17 protein-coding genes and 1 pseudogene are annotated in these 15,801 nt (G+C 68.4%); 11 read left to right on the forward strand and 7 right to left on the reverse strand.

What is annotated here, in order from left to right:
- The first annotated feature begins 75 nt into the window (after positions 1 to 75).
- The 4 genes and pseudogenes from OHA77_RS01260 to OHA77_RS01275 all read left to right on the forward strand — a co-directional run.
- Positions 76 to 1,050: a tyrosine-type recombinase/integrase gene (locus OHA77_RS01260; protein ID WP_406315460.1), complete on the forward strand. Its 975-nt coding sequence runs from the start codon at positions 76 to 78 to the stop codon at positions 1,048 to 1,050.
- 17 nt (positions 1,051 to 1,067) lie between these two features.
- Positions 1,068 to 1,829 (forward strand): TetR/AcrR family transcriptional regulator, encoded by a 762-nt coding sequence (locus OHA77_RS01265; protein ID WP_406315462.1) that lies wholly within the window; start codon positions 1,068 to 1,070, stop codon positions 1,827 to 1,829.
- Positions 1,830 to 2,153: 324 nt separating this feature from the next.
- Positions 2,154 to 2,369, forward strand: coding sequence for a helix-turn-helix domain-containing protein (locus OHA77_RS01270; RefSeq protein ID WP_406315464.1), 216 nt, complete (start codon positions 2,154 to 2,156; stop codon positions 2,367 to 2,369).
- Positions 2,323 to 2,505 (forward strand): annotated as a pseudogene (locus OHA77_RS01275) (IS30 family transposase); the annotation flags it as partial. The gene OHA77_RS01270 and the pseudogene OHA77_RS01275, both read left to right, overlap by 47 nt.
- A gap of 32 nt (positions 2,506 to 2,537) precedes the next feature.
- On the opposite strand, the gene OHA77_RS01280 reads toward OHA77_RS01275, so the two are convergent.
- Positions 2,538 to 2,858 (reverse strand): ArsR/SmtB family transcription factor, encoded by a 321-nt coding sequence (locus OHA77_RS01280; protein WP_406315466.1) that lies wholly within the window; start codon positions 2,856 to 2,858, stop codon positions 2,538 to 2,540.
- Between the two features lie 57 nt (positions 2,859 to 2,915).
- Between OHA77_RS01280 and OHA77_RS01285 the strand changes: the two genes are divergently transcribed.
- Positions 2,916 to 3,242: a putative quinol monooxygenase gene (locus OHA77_RS01285; RefSeq protein ID WP_406315467.1), complete on the forward strand. Its 327-nt coding sequence runs from the start codon at positions 2,916 to 2,918 to the stop codon at positions 3,240 to 3,242.
- A gap of 279 nt (positions 3,243 to 3,521) precedes the next feature.
- Here the strand turns inward: OHA77_RS01285 and OHA77_RS01290 are convergent, their stop codons facing one another.
- The 4 genes from OHA77_RS01290 to OHA77_RS01305 form a co-directional block, all read right to left on the reverse strand.
- A complete protein-coding gene (locus tag OHA77_RS01290) occupies positions 3,522 to 3,692 on the reverse strand; it encodes a hypothetical protein (RefSeq protein WP_406315469.1) in 171 nt (56 codons plus the stop codon).
- A 99-nt stretch (positions 3,693 to 3,791) separates the two neighbouring features.
- A complete protein-coding gene (locus OHA77_RS01295; protein WP_406315471.1) occupies positions 3,792 to 4,994 on the reverse strand; it encodes a low temperature requirement protein A in 1,203 nt (400 codons plus the stop codon).
- Positions 4,995 to 5,033: 39 nt separating this feature from the next.
- Entirely contained in the window at positions 5,034 to 5,795 is a 762-nt protein-coding gene (locus OHA77_RS01300; protein WP_406315472.1) for a group II truncated hemoglobin, read from the reverse strand.
- A gap of 96 nt (positions 5,796 to 5,891) precedes the next feature.
- On the reverse strand, positions 5,892 to 6,119 hold the full coding sequence (locus OHA77_RS01305; RefSeq protein WP_406315474.1) for a Gfo/Idh/MocA family oxidoreductase: 228 nt from the start codon (positions 6,117 to 6,119) through the stop codon (positions 5,892 to 5,894).
- A gap of 629 nt (positions 6,120 to 6,748) precedes the next feature.
- Here OHA77_RS01305 and OHA77_RS01310 point away from each other — a divergent pair.
- Positions 6,749 to 7,156 (forward strand): hypothetical protein, encoded by a 408-nt coding sequence (locus OHA77_RS01310; protein ID WP_406319969.1) that lies wholly within the window; start codon positions 6,749 to 6,751, stop codon positions 7,154 to 7,156.
- A 73-nt stretch (positions 7,157 to 7,229) separates the two neighbouring features.
- Here OHA77_RS01310 and OHA77_RS01315 read toward each other — a convergent pair whose 3' ends face one another.
- Complete coding sequence (locus OHA77_RS01315; RefSeq protein WP_406315476.1) at positions 7,230 to 7,715, reverse strand: pyridoxamine 5'-phosphate oxidase family protein; 486 nt, start codon at positions 7,713 to 7,715, stop codon at positions 7,230 to 7,232.
- 17 nt (positions 7,716 to 7,732) lie between these two features.
- Positions 7,733 to 9,151 (reverse strand): MFS transporter, encoded by a 1,419-nt coding sequence (locus OHA77_RS01320; protein ID WP_406315478.1) that lies wholly within the window; start codon positions 9,149 to 9,151, stop codon positions 7,733 to 7,735.
- 105 nt (positions 9,152 to 9,256) lie between these two features.
- Between OHA77_RS01320 and OHA77_RS01325 the strand changes: the two genes are divergently transcribed.
- The 5 genes from OHA77_RS01325 (at position 9,257) to OHA77_RS01345 (ending at position 15,796) form a co-directional block, all read left to right on the forward strand.
- On the forward strand, positions 9,257 to 9,751 hold the full coding sequence (locus OHA77_RS01325; RefSeq protein ID WP_406315480.1) for a winged helix-turn-helix transcriptional regulator: 495 nt from the start codon (positions 9,257 to 9,259) through the stop codon (positions 9,749 to 9,751).
- A 577-nt stretch (positions 9,752 to 10,328) separates the two neighbouring features.
- Complete coding sequence (locus OHA77_RS01330) at positions 10,329 to 10,979, forward strand: lysophospholipid acyltransferase family protein (protein ID WP_326822511.1); 651 nt, start codon at positions 10,329 to 10,331, stop codon at positions 10,977 to 10,979.
- Positions 10,980 to 11,052: 73 nt separating this feature from the next.
- The gene (locus tag OHA77_RS01335; RefSeq protein ID WP_406315482.1) at positions 11,053 to 12,684 is read left to right on the forward strand and encodes a penicillin-binding transpeptidase domain-containing protein; all 1,632 of its coding nucleotides are present in this window, start codon (positions 11,053 to 11,055) and stop codon (positions 12,682 to 12,684) included.
- Positions 12,685 to 12,865: 181 nt separating this feature from the next.
- Complete coding sequence (locus OHA77_RS01340) at positions 12,866 to 13,345, forward strand: nucleoside deaminase (protein WP_326822509.1); 480 nt, start codon at positions 12,866 to 12,868, stop codon at positions 13,343 to 13,345.
- A gap of 894 nt (positions 13,346 to 14,239) precedes the next feature.
- Positions 14,240 to 15,796, forward strand: coding sequence for a pyridoxal phosphate-dependent decarboxylase family protein (locus OHA77_RS01345; protein WP_406315484.1), 1,557 nt, complete (start codon positions 14,240 to 14,242; stop codon positions 15,794 to 15,796).
- The last annotated feature ends 5 nt before the right edge of the window (positions 15,797 to 15,801 follow it).

Consider the following 15,801-nt stretch of genomic DNA (forward strand, 5'->3'; position numbering starts at 1 on the left):
GAATTTTAATGATCATTTATGCTGGGAGCCGTCGCCTTTACAATGTAGATTCACAAGAATGGATAAGGTCGGCGGGTGAGCGTGCCAGCCGTACCCGAGTCGCCCCGGACCGTCGTCGAGCCCGCACGGGACCCCTACCGGGTATATCTCGACTCCCTGTCCAGCGCCGAGTCCCGCCGCACCATGCGCGGCTGCCTGGACCGCCTGGCCGCCCTCGTCTCCGGCGAGGAGGTCACCTCCGGCGCCGGTCAACCCTGGCATCTGCTGCGCTACGAGCACACCGTGCGCATACGCGCCCTGATGACCGAGCGCGGCTGGTCCCCCTCCTACGTCAACAAGCATCTGGTCGCGCTGCGCAGAGTGCTGCGCGAGGCCTGGCGCCTCGGCCAGATGACAGCCGAGGAGTACCAGCGCGCCGCCGACCTGCCGACCGTCGAGCACACCCGCCTGCCCACCGGGCAGCATGTCCCGCCGGAGGTGGTGGGTGCCGCGCTGGCCGCCTGCGACCGTGACGACTCCCCCGCCGGGGTCCGCGACGCCGCCCTGCTGGCGGTGCTCTACTCCACCGGCTGCCGCCGCGCCGAGATAGCCACGATGGCCCTGGCCGACTACGACCCCGGGGCCCGCTCGCTCCGGGTGCGCGGCAAGCGCGACAAGGAACGGATGGTCTACCTCACCGCCGAGGCAGTCGGCCGGCTGGAACGCTGGCTGGCCGTACGGGGCCGCCCGGCGGGGGCCCTGTTCTCCCCCATCGGCAGATACGGGCGGCTGCGGACCAGGGACGGCGGACCGGCCGCCATGACGGGGCAGGCGATCGCCGACATCCTGGCCAGACGGCTGGCCGAGGCGGGAGCCCTGCCCCGGACCCCGCACGACTTCCGGCGCACCTTCATCGGTGAACTGCTCGACGCCGGCGTGGACCTGGCCACGGCCCAGGCACTCGTCGGCCACTCCTCCCCCGCCACCACGGCCCGCTACGACCGGCGCCCCGAGCGCCGCCGCCGCGAGGCCGTCGACAGGATCACCCTGCCCGCGCCCAAGCCGCTCTAGACGATAGGCTCGCCGCGATGGAACACAGCGGCCAAGGGGATCCCGCACGCAGTCTCGCGCTGCTCTGGCGGACCAGCGAGCGGACCAGCCGGAAGGGCAAGCCCGACCTGAGCGTGGACCGGATCGTGCGGGCCGGGATCGAGATCGCCGACGCCGAGGGACTGGCCGCGCTGTCGATGCGCAGGGTCGCCGAACGGCTCGGGGTCGGCACCATGTCCCTCTACACCTACGTGCCCGGCAAGGCCGAACTGCTCGACGTCATGCTCGACACCGTGTACGGCGAGACGGCCCGCCCCCGGGACGTCGCCGAGGGCTGGCGGGCCAGGCTCACGCTCGTCGCCCGGGAGAACTGGGAGCTGTGCCGCCGCCATCCGTGGACCCTGCAGGTCGACACCGGACGCCCGCCCCTGGGGCCCAACCTCATGGCGAAGTACGACTACGAACTGGGCGCGATCGCCGATACCGGCCTGACCGAGGTCGAGATGGACGCCGTGCTCAGCCTGGTCCTGGGCCACGTGCACAGCACCGTGCGCGGCGCGGTGGCGGCCGCACGGATCGAGCAGGACACCGGGGTCAGCGACGAGCAGTGGTGGCAGGCCCACCGGCCGGTCTTCGAGAAGATCTTCAATCCGGCCAGTTACCCGACGGCGGTGAGGGTCGGCGGCGCGGTGGGCGAGACCTACCAGGCTGCCTACGTCCCGCCCGAGCAGCTCTTCTCGTTCGGCCTGGAACGGGTGCTGGACGGCGTGGAGGTGCTCATCGCCAGGCGTCGCGGCTGAGGCGGCAGAGCAGGCCGCCCGAGCCGGGTTGCAGACGGGGACCCGGGCGGTCGAAGTCGTCCGCGGGTGCTGGGGGCACAGCGACAACGAGGCGGCGCAGCAGACCCGGTTATCTTGGGTACCCATAGGCCATCGCCGCCCTGTCCCGGATTCGGGGGGAAAGATTTGGAACGGAATCCGGCGTTAACCGGGTTCCCGCCGGCCAGTGGCCCCTGTCGTCTCCCGCTTGCGGAGAAGGCTCGCGCCGGATTCCGGTCGATCTCACAGCGTGACCTTGATCCACCTGACCGCCCACTCCCCCAGCGGATCTACATCGCTGACCGAGTGCGAGAGAAGGCGTCGATCCGGGAGATCGTCCGCAGGCTGGGCCGTGCGCCCTCGACCATCAGCCGGGAAATCCGCCCCAACCGACACCCCACAGGCGGCCAATACCGGCCGCACGCGGCCCAGGATCATGCCGCCGCACGCCGGCTGCGCCCCAAGCCGAGCAAGACAGGGCAGCGAGATGGGCCGCCATCACGAGTTTTCCGTCGCCGCTGACATGCCCGTCTACTTCTGCGATCCCGCCAGCAGCTCGACGCCGTCGCCGCCGAGCTGAACTCCCGAACCTCGCAAGACGCTCGGCTGGAAGTCTCCTGCACAGCGCTTCGCCGAGTTCATGACGGCCTGCCCCTGACCTGTGAGAGCCAGGACAGTGGGGCTGGTGTGCTAATCAGCCGCAGTGTTTCCGGTTCCGCCCGTCCTGCTACCGGACTCCAACTCCTCGCACAAGAGCTCCAACAGACCGGGCAGATGACGCTCGATGTCCTGCCTGGGCAGCGAGACGGCGCTGCCGTTGCCGTGGTCACGCTGCATAATCAGCTCTGCCTCGCGCAGCACCCGGAAGTGATGCGTGCGTGCGGCCTTCTTTACCGGCAGGTCGAACGAGCCGCAGGCACGCTCCCGGTCTTCGGGATCGGCCGCGAGTTCGGCCACCACCCGGCGGCGGGAGTCGTCGGCCAGCGCGCGGAACACCTTGCCCAGATCCATGGCTTACTCCTAGGTACGATTTTCGTCATACCCGGCCGATGGCTAGCGTTAGCAGGTATGGAAATCATCGTACCTGAAGGAGACGGGGCGGTCGGCATCTACGGCTTTGCCCGACCGAAGCCCGAGCGCGCCGATGAGCTGGAGCGGCTGCTGCTGTCATTCGTGGAGCCAACCAGGGCCGAGCCTGGCTCGATGCAGTACCAGGTCCATCGAGACGTGGCAGATCCCAGCACGCTCGTGTTCTACGAACTGCGGCGGTCGGCCGACGACCTGCGCGCGCATCTCGCACGTCCCGAACTCGCACACTTCCAGCAGCACCGCATGGACTACCTACGAGAAGACCTGGAGATCCACTGGCTCACGCCCCTCAGCGTGACCCCCTGACTCCATTGTCAGCGTATCCACGCCGATACGCCGGACGGAGTGACCGACCTTGGCCAGGCGCCCATCACATGCGTCGGTCCCCGAAGCACCTCGCCGCCGTCCGCATCGCATGAACAGGCAAGATGAACGGCCACCCACTCCCGCTATCGAGGGAGCGGGCGGCCGTCGCCGCGACGCTCAGGGTCAGCGCGGACCGTCTCGCGGCTATGCTGACCGCCAACAACAATTGATCACGTGTGTTGCGACGACCCCTCGAACGCCGACGGTGAGAAAGGCGCTCTACAGCCTGCCATTGCGCAACAGGGTCTCGGTACCGAGCGCGATCGGCGGCCCGGCGCCGAGGACGTCGATGGAGGCCGTCAGCCGGGTGCCGCCGTACGGCAGGACCGCCGGTGCAGGGCACAACAAGAGCAGTCCGCGCAGGTCGAGTGGCCGCGGATCGGCGGGCACCGCGCGTTATCCGGTACATAACCGAAGGTATTGCCCGGCGGACGGCATGAGCGCCGCGCCGAGGATCACCGGCCGTCGTCCTGCTCCGGTGGAGTGGGCCTACCCGTCTTGTGCGTACGTGATGGGGACTGCCCTGGACTTGGCGTGGTCCTGTTGTGCGGGTCGTGAGTCCCAGAGCGCGGCACCGCCGACCACGAGTGCCGCCAGCACGGCCAGGGCGAGGGGCGGAACAAGTGATGGCGCCGCAAGGACGACCGGCGCGGTGACGGCGAGCACGGCGATGGCGACGACCCTGCCAGCCGGCAGGCGGCCGAACACGAGCCGCTGGAACACCGCGTGCCCGGCCAGGAACAGCGCGGGTCCGCCCAGCACGGTGAGGGCGGTGCCCGTGGTGATGGGGCCGAGCGGGTGTGCGATGGCCAGTTCGTCGCCCACGGCCGCGATGATGACCCCGGCCACGATGGGGATGTGACTGTAGGTGTAAGCCGAGCGACCGATCCGCCCGGTGTCGTCCGCTGCGGCCACCCGCTCAGCGGCGTCCTCCGCTGAGCGGTCGAAGTACACCCACCACATCGCCACGCTGGTGAGGAAGGCCATGGCGAACGCGGCCACCGTCGCGATGGACAGGTGATCGTTTCCGGCCAGCGTCAGGCCGGTGACCAGGATGGATTCTCCCAGGGCGAGAATCACGAAGAGCTGGCAGCGTTCGGCCATGTGGGCCGCGTCGATCGCCCAGTCGGCCGTGGTCGCGCGGCCCAGGAACGGCAGCCGGTAGCCGTGCCAGGGCGCGGCGTACTCTACCAGCAGCGCCACCACCCACAGCGTCACCTGGCCGGTGCCGCCTGCGAGCGCTCCGGCGATCCACAGCACGGCACTGATCACCTGCCAGATCAGAATGCGCCGGAAGGTGTGCCCGATGAGCTCGTGGCGGGCCGCGAGAGCCGCTACCAGCGACCGCCCCACCTGCAAGACGACGTACGCCACGGCGAACCACACGGCGCGCGGGCCGAACGCCTGTGGCAGCGCTGCGGCCATGGCCAGACCGGCCAGCATCATGGCGGCCAGCGTCAGCCTCATGACGGGGTGTTCTGGGTCTAAGTAGTTCGTGGTCCAGGTGGCGTACATCCAGGCCCACCACACCGCCAGCGTCAGCAGCAGCGTCTGTACCGCTCCGGCCGCTCCAAGATGGCCCAGGAGCAGATGCGAGAGCTGGGTGATGGCGAACACGTACACGAGGTCGAAGAAGAGCTCGATGGGCACGACCTTGGCGGCGTGGCTGCGCGGTCGCAGGATGGTTGGCATGGCTGTCCCCAGCTTGGCGATCTGTCGTCGAGGTAGGGCTTAGCTCTGGTACGGCGGTGCGACGCCCCAGCCCCACCGCGGCACCGGCGCCTGCCGCACCGGTGTGGCCCCGGGCTGGGAGTTGGCGAGGGCGAGCCGGGTGCCCCATTCGATGTAGCCCATGAACGCGGCACGGAACTCGGGGTCGTCCGGCAGGCCGACCTCGTCGGCGGCGTCGGCCAGCAGGGCCACCCAGCGGCGGCGCTGCGCCTCGGTGATCCCTCTGTTGAGATGGTTGCCGAGCATGTGCGCATATCCGCCGCGCTCGCCGGTGTAGCGCGCCGGGCCGCCGAAGACCTCCCCCAGCCACATGGCCACGTAGCGGGGGTGGCGGGGGTCCATATGCGCGAACAGCGGCCCGACCAGCTCGTCGGCCTTGACCAGCTCGTAGAAGCGCTCGGTAAGCCGCTCGAATGCCTCAGTTCCGCCTGCCCACGTGTACAGGCTGGGGACGCGGCCGCCGTTGCCGTGCACCACGGTCCGCTCGTAGGGGCGCATCTCCTCGATCATTCCGACGTAGGGCCGGATCTCTGCCAGGAAGGCGGGGAACAGCTCGCCGCCCCGGAACCCCTCCAGGTGGTCCTTGGCCGAGGTCCAGGTGATCCGCAGGATGTAGCAGGCGGGATCGTCCAGGCAGCGGCTGAGCTCATAGTCTCCGCACTGCGGCGCCTGCGCCAGAACGCCGGCCGCCCTGCTGTAGGCCTCCTCGAACTCCCCGAATCGTTCGTCGGGGATGCGGTAACGGATGTACTCCGTGATCATGCGTCGGGGATGCGGTAGCGGATGTACTCCGTGATCATGGCGGTCCTTTCCAAGGTGGCGAAGAGGGCTGAATTCTTCCAGATTGTAATGATGTAATCAAACCAAGTCACGTACCGGATGATCCCCTCTGGCTCGGGGTCCAAGGTGCACGGCGAAAGCGTACGGAATACCGAACTTCTCGGCCGCGTTCTGGGCCGACTCCATGCGGCGCGCCGCCACAGTGACCACCTCGAACTCCGGCAGTGTCCGCAACGTTGGGACATGCCTGTAGCCGGCCCGGCCGCCCGCTCCGATGATCTTGACCCCGATGGCCTGCGTGCTCATACTGCTCCTTCACGTGGGCGGGCTCGGCCGCCGGGCCCCAGGGTTGCCCGGTGATCTGCGATTGGTCGGGCAGCGCGGCCGGATGGCGCCTCATTCGATCGGATCGCGGTTGCGACGCTGGGTGAGGCTGAGGAAGCCAAGCTGGAGGGCCGTGGTGGCCAGGCCGCGCCCAGGGAGGTGGTGTTTTGAGAAGGCCACCCGTAATCGGTGACTATCAGGAAGCAATCGCCTCAATGGTCACTTAGCATCATTTGTCTTGTTTTCGAAATCGGGTGGGTTTGAGCTGGCGTCACATCGAGAGGCGTAACAACACCGGTTCCTCGCGTGTACCTTCCCGTCTCGCTCACCGGGCCCGGCCCCTCCAGCAGCCCTGGGCCGACCCGACTTTGTCGAGGCTGCTCCCGCCCTCACCGGCAATCCCCGGTTCGAGCTGCCTCCAGCTTCACCTCACCGCTACGACGGCGAGGAGATGGTGGTCTTCCACCTCCATCCGGACAAATCAGCGCCTCGTGGCGCACTGCAGCTGATGACACGAACCCGAGTGGGCCAGCTCGATCAACACCATCATCGGCGAGGCCGGCCGTCTGCACGACGCTCAGACGCCCGACCCCGACCGCAAGCTCGGCACCCTGCGCCCACACGACGCCCGCCACACCTTCGCCTTCCAGCTCTCCCAAGCCTCCGGCCACAACCGCGCCGAACTCGAACGCCGCCTCGGACACGCCAACGACCGCTACCTACGCCTCTACACCAACCCGACGACATCGCCGTCAGCTGCATCGAAGACCTGTGACAAGCTACCGCCAGCATCCCCTAGCACAGCGCTGTCTCACCCTCGTCGGCCCGAGCATCTGCGATCGCCAGCCAGAAGCAGGATCAAATCCGACTCGGGGCCGAAGCGGAGCAGCCGTCGGTTCCGCATCAGCATCAGAGGCGGGCGATCAACACCAAGGTGTGAAAGCGAACGGAATCCGGCGCGGGCCACGTTCGGACAAACGGAAGATGAAGGCTTCGCTGACCAGCGGGAACCCCGCTAACACCGGATTCCGTTCCAAATCTCTCTGACCCCCGATTCTGGAACAGGGCGGCTCGGCGGTGTCTCCGGGTCGCTCAGCGTTTCCCCGGCGCGTACCAGATCCTGCTGTGCAGGTCGCCGCCCCTGATCACCTGCACGCGCCATGGCTCCAGCCGTAGCACGTGCAGCTTCGGGTCGCCCGGGTCGCGCCAGAAGTCGCCCAAGTTGTAGCCGGCCCCCTGCGGGCTCGTACGCCGGTAGAGGTCCCACACATGGCGCTTGGTCTCCAGGTCGTCGGCCCAGGTGGCGACGGTGTCGACGCTCACCGCGTTCTGCCGCGGCGTCCAGTAGGAGAACGTGCTGTGCGGGTTGCCCGCCAGGTGGGCAGCCTTGACCGGTGTCTTGTAAGTGGCGAGCCAGCCCACCGGCCGGCCGTCGACGCTCTCCCAGACGGGGATCAGCACTCGTGCGCGGGGTCGTCCCTTCTGGTCGACCGTGGTCATGGTCGCGTACACGATGTCGCCGATGTAGGTGTCGAACTGATCCTTGATCTCGGCGAACGACGTCACGTGGTCGGTCAACGTTGTCTCCCTGCTGCTCAGACGGTGGCGGGGGCGGACTCTTGGGCCGGTTCGGGGGAGGCGGCGGGGGCGCGCAGGCCGAAGGCCAGGACGACCACGCCGAGCAGCGCCGCCGCCAGCGGGACCATCAGCGCGGTCCGCAGCGCGTCCAGACCGGTTCCGGCGGAGACGCTGACCGCGGTGACGGCCGACAGCCCGAGCGCCATGCCGAACTGCATGGCCGTGTAGAGCAGACCGCCCGCCAGGCCGTGCTCCTGCTCCTCGACGCCCTCGGTCGCGGCCATGGTCAGCGGGCCGTACACCAGCGCGAAAGCCAGACCGAGCAGGAGCAACGCCGGAAGCATGGCGGTGTAGGCCCAGTCCATGCCGACGGGCAGAAACAGCGCGTACGCGACCGCCGCGAGCACGATGCCGCCGAACAGGACCCGCGCGTTTCCGAAGCGGTTGACCAGGTGTGGCGTCAGCGTGGGCGCGAGCACCGTGTCGATCCCGATCACCAGCATGGCCAGGCCGGTCTGCATCGTGCTCCAGCCGCGCACCTCCTGGAAGTACAGGGTGGCCAGGAACTGGAAGCCGGCGAACGCCACCAGGAACAGCAGCGCCGCCACGTTGACGCGCACGAGCGACGCGTTGCGCAGGATGCCCAGCCGCACCAGCGGCGACGACGACCGCCGCTCGATCGCGACGAACAGCCCGAGCAGCGCCAGCCCCGCGACGAACGTCGCAACGGTCAGGAGGGGCCCGTCACCGGGGTGCTCCAGCCGGACCACGCCGTATACCAGGAGCAGCATGGCACCGGTGATGGACAGCGACCCCGCCAGGTCGAAGCCGCCCCGAGCCCGCTCGCCGCCGGTGTCGCGCAGCAGGGCCAGCGCCGCCACCAGGATCAGTGCGGACAGGATGACCGGCGCGAAGAACACCCACCGCCAGCCGAACGAGGTGAGCACGCCGCCCGCGACCAGTCCGAGCGAGAACCCGCCCGCCGCCGTTCCCGCGTACACGCCCAGCGCCTTGGTGCGTACGCGGCCCTCGGGGAAGGTGGAGGTGACCAGCGCCAGCCCGGCCGGCGCCATGAACGCGGCCGCCACTCCCGTGACGAAGCGCGCGGCCAGCAACATCCAGCCTTCGGTGGCGAACCCGCCGAGCCCGGAGAAGAGCAGGAAGACACTCAGCCACGCCACGAACATCCGCCGGTGTCCCAGCAGGTCGGCGGCGCGGCCGCCCAGCAACATGAACCCGCCGTAGCCGAGCACGTAGGCGCTGACCACGCCGCTGAGCATTCCGGTGGACAACCCCAGGTCGGCGCGGATCGACGGTAGCGCCACGTTCAGCATCGCCACGTCGATCCCCTCTAGGAAGATCGCGCCGCACAACACCAGCAACACGCCCCACGCCCGCCCTGTCATGCGTGCGGGCCCGTTGACGGAATTCGACATCGGAGTCCAGCCCCTCTGCATCGGGGAACCGATCCGGAGACGGTTCCCAAATGTCTCTTGGTTCCTTCTTGTAAGTGACAGCATCGTCAGGCACTATCGATGACCATGGAAGACGGCACTTTCAGGTCCCTCGGTTACTGCGGGGATACCGGCATCGACGAGGACGTTCTCCAGTGGGACCAGCGCGCGGAGTGTGAGGTGCGGCACATTCTCGACCGCATCGCCGACAAGTGGTCGCTTCTGGTCATCGCGCTGCTCGACAAGCGGAGCCTGCGCTTCAGCGAGCTGAGCCGCGCGATCGATGGGGTCAGCCAGCGCATGCTGACCCGTACGCTGCGGCATCTGGAACGCGACGGGCTGGTGAGCCGGACCGTGCACCCCACCGTCCCGCCACGGGTGGACTACGAGCTGACCCCGATGGGTGCGACCCTGCACAGCACCATCAGCGCCCTGGTCGTCTGGACCGAGGAGCACCAGAACGCCATCGCGGCCGCTCGCGCCGTCTACGACAGGAAAGTGGTGGCCGAACGAGAGACGGCGGAACGCCTGGAGGCCGAACGCCAGGCCGTCGCCCACGGGGCCCTGCCAGGCAGGGGCTGACCGCCTGCCACGCGCCGAGCGGCGGCGCGTCAATCCGATGGTGCTTTCTGGGTGTGCAGCAGGCCGGCCGTGTCAGTGCCCGGCCCCGGGTGGAGGACCTGGAGGACGGGCGCGGGCCAGGAACGATCATGTCCCGTGCCCGCCGAGCACTTTCCCGGCATCTGGCCGAAATCGCGGCGCAGGACCGTGACCTGCGGCCGGTGGGGAGTCTCCGACCGCACCGGACACGCCGACGGCCCGATGCGGAATAACTACCGGCGCAGGTCGGTTACAGTAATCGTGCCGATGTGGTTTGTGTCCCCCGGGCCGCAAATTACCGCCTTCACGGAATACCGTTCGGCTGGAGCCGTGTTGTGCCTCTCGCCGAGGAGGCGACCGCCACATCGGCACCAAACGTTCCGCCCCGCAGGAGCCTGAGCTCCTGCGGGGCGTTTCCTTTTTCAGGTTTCATCCTGAAAAAGACCTCCGGCTTTGGAGGAGAACTACAAAGGTGGGGGCGTTGCTTGTTCGGATGCGCACACGTGCCGCCCACTGGGCCACCACCTAGTGTGGTGAACCCGTCTCATGAGGAGAGCCCGTGCTCTATCGCCTGACCAAGATTGTCAGTGCCCCTTTCCTTCATCTGCTGTGGCCGACCGAGGTCAGCGGGACTGAGCACGTACCAAGGACGGGCCCGGCCATTCTGGCCTCCAACCACCTGTCGGTCCTCGACTCGACCTTCCTGCCGCTGGTGCTCCCCCGCCAGGTCAGGTTCGTCGCCAAGTCCGAATACTTCACCGGCAACCCCATCACGGCGGCCTACATGCGGGCCACCGGCCAGATCAGCATCGACCGGCAGAGTCCGACCACCGCGCAGGACACGCTGGACGCGGCCGCGCGGGTGCTGCGGGAGGGCGACCTGTTCGGCATCTACCCCGAAGGCACCCGTTCCCCCGACGGCCGTCTCTACCGGGGTAAGGTCGGAGCCTCCTGGCTGGCCCTGGCCACCGGGGCACCGGTGATCCCGGTGGCGATGAGCGGCACCGACAAGGTGCTCCCCATCGGGGCCTCGACGCCCAAACTGGGCCGGGTGGGGGTGCGGATCGGCAAGCCGATGACGTTCTCCGGTTCGGAGACCAGCGCGCGCGACCGGCGTCAGGTGACCGACGAGATCATGGCGGCGATCCAGGAACTGTCGGGACAGGAGTACGTGCCGAGCTACGCGCCCAGACGTACCGCGAACGAATAACCATTTGTCGTTATATATCGTATTGGCCGCGCTAGGCTCCGGCCCTTGAGACCGGAGAACAGGGGGTAGTCGGGTGCAGCGTGGTAAGACGATCGCGATCACATCGGTGGCCGTCGTGCTGGTGGCGGGGGCCGCCGGCGGCGGGGCATGGTGGTTCCTGCACACCCGGGGCACCCCTCAGGAGACCGCCCAGCGCTTCACCCAGGCGTGGCAGAGCGGTGATCTGACCACGATGCGCGGAGAGCTCGGCGTGAACGACCCCGCGTTCGCCAAGGCGTACGAGGACATGCGCAGGAACCTCGCGGTCGAGGGCACCACGGTACGGCTGGACTCGGTGCGCGAGACCGGCGACGGCGCTGGCGAAGCCGCCTACACCACCACGTTGACGTTGAAGGACGTCGGCGAATGGAGCTACTCAGGTGTCCTGGACCTGGCGGTCGTCGACCGCACCTGGCGGGTCAAGTGGTCTCCCAGGTCCGTGCACCCCGACATGACCGCAGGCGACACGTTCACTCTGAAGACCAAATGGCCGGAGCGAGCGAAGATCACCGCCGCGGGGGGTGAGCGCCTCGACGGCGCCGACGTGGGCGGCTCGGTGCAGCAGCTCGTCGGCTACCTGGACAAGGCCACCGACAAGGACGTCAAAGCCCTCGGCTCCTCCTACAAGAAGGGCGACGCGATCGGCCGGGGTGGGCTGCAGCAGACCTTCCAGCAACGCCTGGCCGGCACCCCCGCCACCGAGATCCAGCTCGTCGGCACGGACAAGAAGACCGCCAAGACCATCGGCAAAATCGAGGGGGCGGACGGCGAGGCGGTCGAGAGCAGCCTGGACCTGCGGATTCAGGGAGCAGCCGCCGACGCGGTCCGCGATCTGAAACAGACCGCGTCGCTGGTCGCGGTCAGGCCGTCCTCCGGCGAGATACTCGCCGTGGTGAACAACCAGGGCGGTTTCAACCGAGCGCTGGACGGCAACTACCCGCCCGGCTCGACCTTCAAGGCGATCACCGGGGTCGGGCTGCTGGCCGAGGGGATGACGCCCGCCGAGCGGACCACCTGCCCCAAGGACGTCACGGTCGGCGGCCTGCCGATCCGCAACTCCCACCACGCCGGATACGGCTCGGTGAGCTTCTCCGACGCCTTCGCCTACTCGTGCAACACCACTTTCGCCCCGCTGGCCAAGGAGCGACTGGGCGCCGACAAGCTGCTGAGCACCGCCGAGCTGTTCGGCTTCAACAGCCCGCTCAACATCGGCGTCCCGGCTGCCAAGGGCAGCTTCCCCAGGGCCCAGAGTGACGCCGAGCTCGCCGCGGAGTCCTTCGGCCAGGGCCGGATCACCGCCAGTCCTCTGCTGATGGCCTCAGCCGCCGCCGCACTGGCCGACGGCACCTGGCGCCCACCGACCCTGGTCCCCTCCATCAAGCAGAAGGTGGCGCCGCAGCAGCTTCCCGAGGGCGTCACCTCCCAGATCCACCAGATGATGTCCGCGGTGGTCACCAAGGGCACCGCCAAGGACGCGGGCCTGCCGGCGGGCACCCGGGGCAAGACCGGCACCGCCGAGTTCGGCGCACAGGACGCGCTGAAGACCCACGCCTGGTTCATCGGCTTCCGGGGTGACCTGGCCTTCGCGGTCATCGTGGAAGAGGGAACGGGCGGCGGGGCGGTCGCCGCCCCGGTGGCCGCGGACTTCCTGCGCGCCCTCGGCTGACGCCGTACGGCGCTCCCACCCGGCGGCGTACCCGGGAACACGGAAGCGCGGACGGCTCTCCCCGCGAACGGCGCCTCCCGCCCCCGGCACCGCTCGGCCGCCCGTCCCCCGGGTTCCCCGAGTTCACCGGCTCGGGACCGGGCATGGCACGCATTGAAAATCATATTCAGGAGAGGTCGTCATGGTGGACGAGAGCGATCTGCGGCACCTGCGCCGCTGTGTGGAACTGGCGGCCGAGGCCTTGGAGGTGGGGGACGAGCCGTTCGGCTCCGTCCTCGTCGCCGCGGACGGTACCGCCTTGGCCGAGGACCACAACCGGGTGGCCTCCGGCGACCGGACCCGCCACCCCGAGTTCGAACTGGCACGCTGGGCGGCGGCCAACATGACCCCGGCCGAACGGGCTGCGGCGACCGTCTTCACCTCGGGTGAGCACTGCCCGATGTGCGCCGCCGCGCACGGCTGGGTCGGGCTGGGTCGCATCGTGTACGCGAGTTCCTCGGAGCAACTGGCGGCCTGGCTCGCCGAACTGGGGGTTCCCGCGCCTCCCGTGCGGACCCTGCCGATCCACCAGGTGGTCCCCGACCTCGTGGTGGAGGGCCCGGTCCCCGACCTCGCGGACCAGGTGCACGACCTGCACCGGCGTTTCCACGGCTCGTCCTGAGCGGGCGTTCCGGGCAACGCGCTGTCCTGCGACCTGGCACAGGTATGCGGCCGCTTGATGGGGAACGGGAGCGACCGCGCCTGAGCGAGGTCGCAAGGTGTGCGCCAGGTGAAAGCCGGCTCGGCGTCCTCCATCCTGGACTCCAGGCCCTCGGCGGTGTCGTCAGCCACTGTTTTCAGGGCCAACCCGCCGGGAAAACCCGGCATATCATCTTATTTAGGCTTCTAAGCCATTTTGGTGAATACAACCAAATGCAATAAGAATGTCCAGCTAATAGGATCGCCAGCCAAGACGGCGGCCTCGAACGCCGAGCCCAATTCAAGTTCGTGAGAAAAACTCATACGCCTAAAACAACCGAACATCACCCGCCACCATCGCCATGCGCAAGTAACTGTGGCCGGATTCTGCCACTCCAACTGCACCCGAGGTCTTGCGCCTCTCCTGTCATCAATGATTAGCTCCCTTACATGACGGGCGTGCCAACGTATACGGCGGATGAAATTCAGGTTGAATTAATCGCGATTCGTCCACGACGGGTCTCCTCCAGATATTGATCGGCGGCGACATCGTCGCCGGCCCGGTTCGAACCACTTGAACCAGGCGCGAGCAGGGGCGGCGACGCCCTCTCGCGCCCTCACCCACCCTCACGATCGACATTCCCTCCCGAGGTTGGACCGTTCCAACCTGCCAGAACGGCTCAACGGCGGCATGAATGCCGCCTCGCGTCCCCGGATGCCGGGGATCTCTTTCTCGCTCGACGCATCACCGCAGATCACCATTTGTTCGCGAGAACCTTCATGTGATCGCCCGGGAGTTCAATTCGCCATGTCCGAATTCTCTTCCAGGCGCGACCACATGGGTGTTCCCAACGCCGGATCATTTGGAGTCTCCTCCGTGACGAGTTCGCTTTCCGATGTCCAGAGTTCCTTTCCAGAGCCGACGACCGGCGAAGGCTCCCGGTCACCCACGCCGGGCCTCGCCGCGGCCTTCGACCCCGAACGTTTCCACGACGGCGCCGTGGACATCGTCAGCCGCCTGACGACGTATCTGGGCGACCGGTCGGTCCGGGGACTCGACCTCCTCGACCCGGCGGTGCTGCTGAAGGCCGCGCGGGGACTGATGACCCCGGAACGGCAGCGCATCGCCGACTTCGACGCCGACCGGGTGAACCAGATCGTCGACCTGTACACGGAGACCGGCATCCCGGTCTACTCACCCGGCTACATGGGACGGCAGTTCTCCGGCGTGGTGCCGCTGGCCGGCCTCATCGACCTGGTCGGCTCGGTGGTCAACCAGCCCTCCTCCTTCTACGAGGCCGGGCAACTCCCCAATGTCGCCGAGCGGCTCATGGCCGAGGAGCTCAACCGGTTCATCGGCTGGGATCGCGACCGGTTCGCCATGGTGACGACCTCGGGGGGCTCCCTGGCCAACCTGACCGCGCTGCTGGCCGCCCGCAACCGCGCCTTCCCGCAGATCTGGACGCGCGGCGCCGGCGGCATGTCGGGTCCCCCGGCCATCGCGGTCAGCGAGGAGGCCCACTACAGCGTGACCCGGGCGGCCGGGGTGCTCGGCATCGGGGAACGGCAGATCGTCCGGCTCCCGGTCGACCAGGCCGGGCGGATCCGCCCCGACCTGGCCGGTCCGGTGCTGGATGAGGCGCACCGGCGCGGTCTGCGACCGTTCTGCCTGGTGGCCTCGGCCGGGACCACGTCGATGGGCTCCTTCGACCCGCTGGAGGAGCTCGCGGCCGTGGCACGCCGGTACGGGCTCTGGCTCCATGTCGACGGGGCGCACGGGGCGAGCCTGCTGCTGTCGGACCGGCACCGAGACAGGCTGCGCGGCATCGAGCAGGCCGACTCGCTGACCTGGGACGCCCACAAGATGCTGTTCATGCCGGCGCCGTGCACGCTGCTCTTCTACCGCGACGGCGCGACGGCGCGCGGTGCGTTCCGACAGCGCGCCAGCTACGTCTTCGACGAGGAACCGGACGTCTACAGCGCCTACGACAGCGCGGACAAGAACCTCGAGTGCACGAAACGCCCGATGATCATGCCGCTCTGGACGGTCTGGTCGGTCTACGGCCCGGCGCTGTTCGCGCAGAAGATCGACCGGCTGTGCGCGGTGGCCCGGCAGGCGTACCGGATGCTCGCCGCCGAACCGGACTTCGCCGTGGTGCACGAGCCGGAGTCCAACATCCTGTGCTTCCGGTACCGGCCAGACGGCCTGGAACCGGCGACCGTGCACCGGCTGCAGCTGGAGATCCGCAACCGGATCCGGGGCGGCGGGCGCTTCTTCATCTCCAAGGTCGACATCGACGGGGTGGCGGCGCTGCGCGTGGTGGTGATGAACCACCTGATCGACGCCGACCACCTGGCCATGCTCATCGCCGAGATCAGAGACATCGGGCAACGGGTACTGGGCGCGAGCGCCGCGGCCCGACCAGCGGAATAGGAGTC

The organism is Streptosporangium sp. NBC_01639 (genome assembly GCF_045209755.1).
GTDB lineage: Bacteria > Actinomycetota > Actinomycetes > Streptosporangiales > Streptosporangiaceae > Streptosporangium.

Coding starts and splice junctions, on each gene's coding strand:
- OHA77_RS01265 (WP_406315462.1), top strand. CDS start 1,068: ATGGAACACAGCGGCCAAGGGGATCCCGCACGCAGTCTCGCGCTGCTC.
- OHA77_RS01280 (WP_406315466.1), bottom strand. CDS start 2,858: ATGGATCTGGGCAAGGTGTTCCGCGCGCTGGCCGACGACTCCCGCCGC.
- OHA77_RS01285 (WP_406315467.1), top strand. CDS start 2,916: ATGGAAATCATCGTACCTGAAGGAGACGGGGCGGTCGGCATCTACGGC.
- OHA77_RS01295 (WP_406315471.1), bottom strand. CDS start 4,994: ATGCCAACCATCCTGCGACCGCGCAGCCACGCCGCCAAGGTCGTGCCC.
- OHA77_RS01300 (WP_406315472.1), bottom strand. CDS start 5,795: ATGATCACGGAGTACATCCGTTACCGCATCCCCGACGAACGATTCGGG.
- OHA77_RS01305 (WP_406315474.1), bottom strand. CDS start 6,119: ATGAGCACGCAGGCCATCGGGGTCAAGATCATCGGAGCGGGCGGCCGG.
- OHA77_RS01320 (WP_406315478.1), bottom strand. CDS start 9,151: ATGTCGAATTCCGTCAACGGGCCCGCACGCATGACAGGGCGGGCGTGG.
- OHA77_RS01325 (WP_406315480.1), top strand. CDS start 9,257: ATGGAAGACGGCACTTTCAGGTCCCTCGGTTACTGCGGGGATACCGGC.
- OHA77_RS01340 (WP_326822509.1), top strand. CDS start 12,866: ATGGTGGACGAGAGCGATCTGCGGCACCTGCGCCGCTGTGTGGAACTG.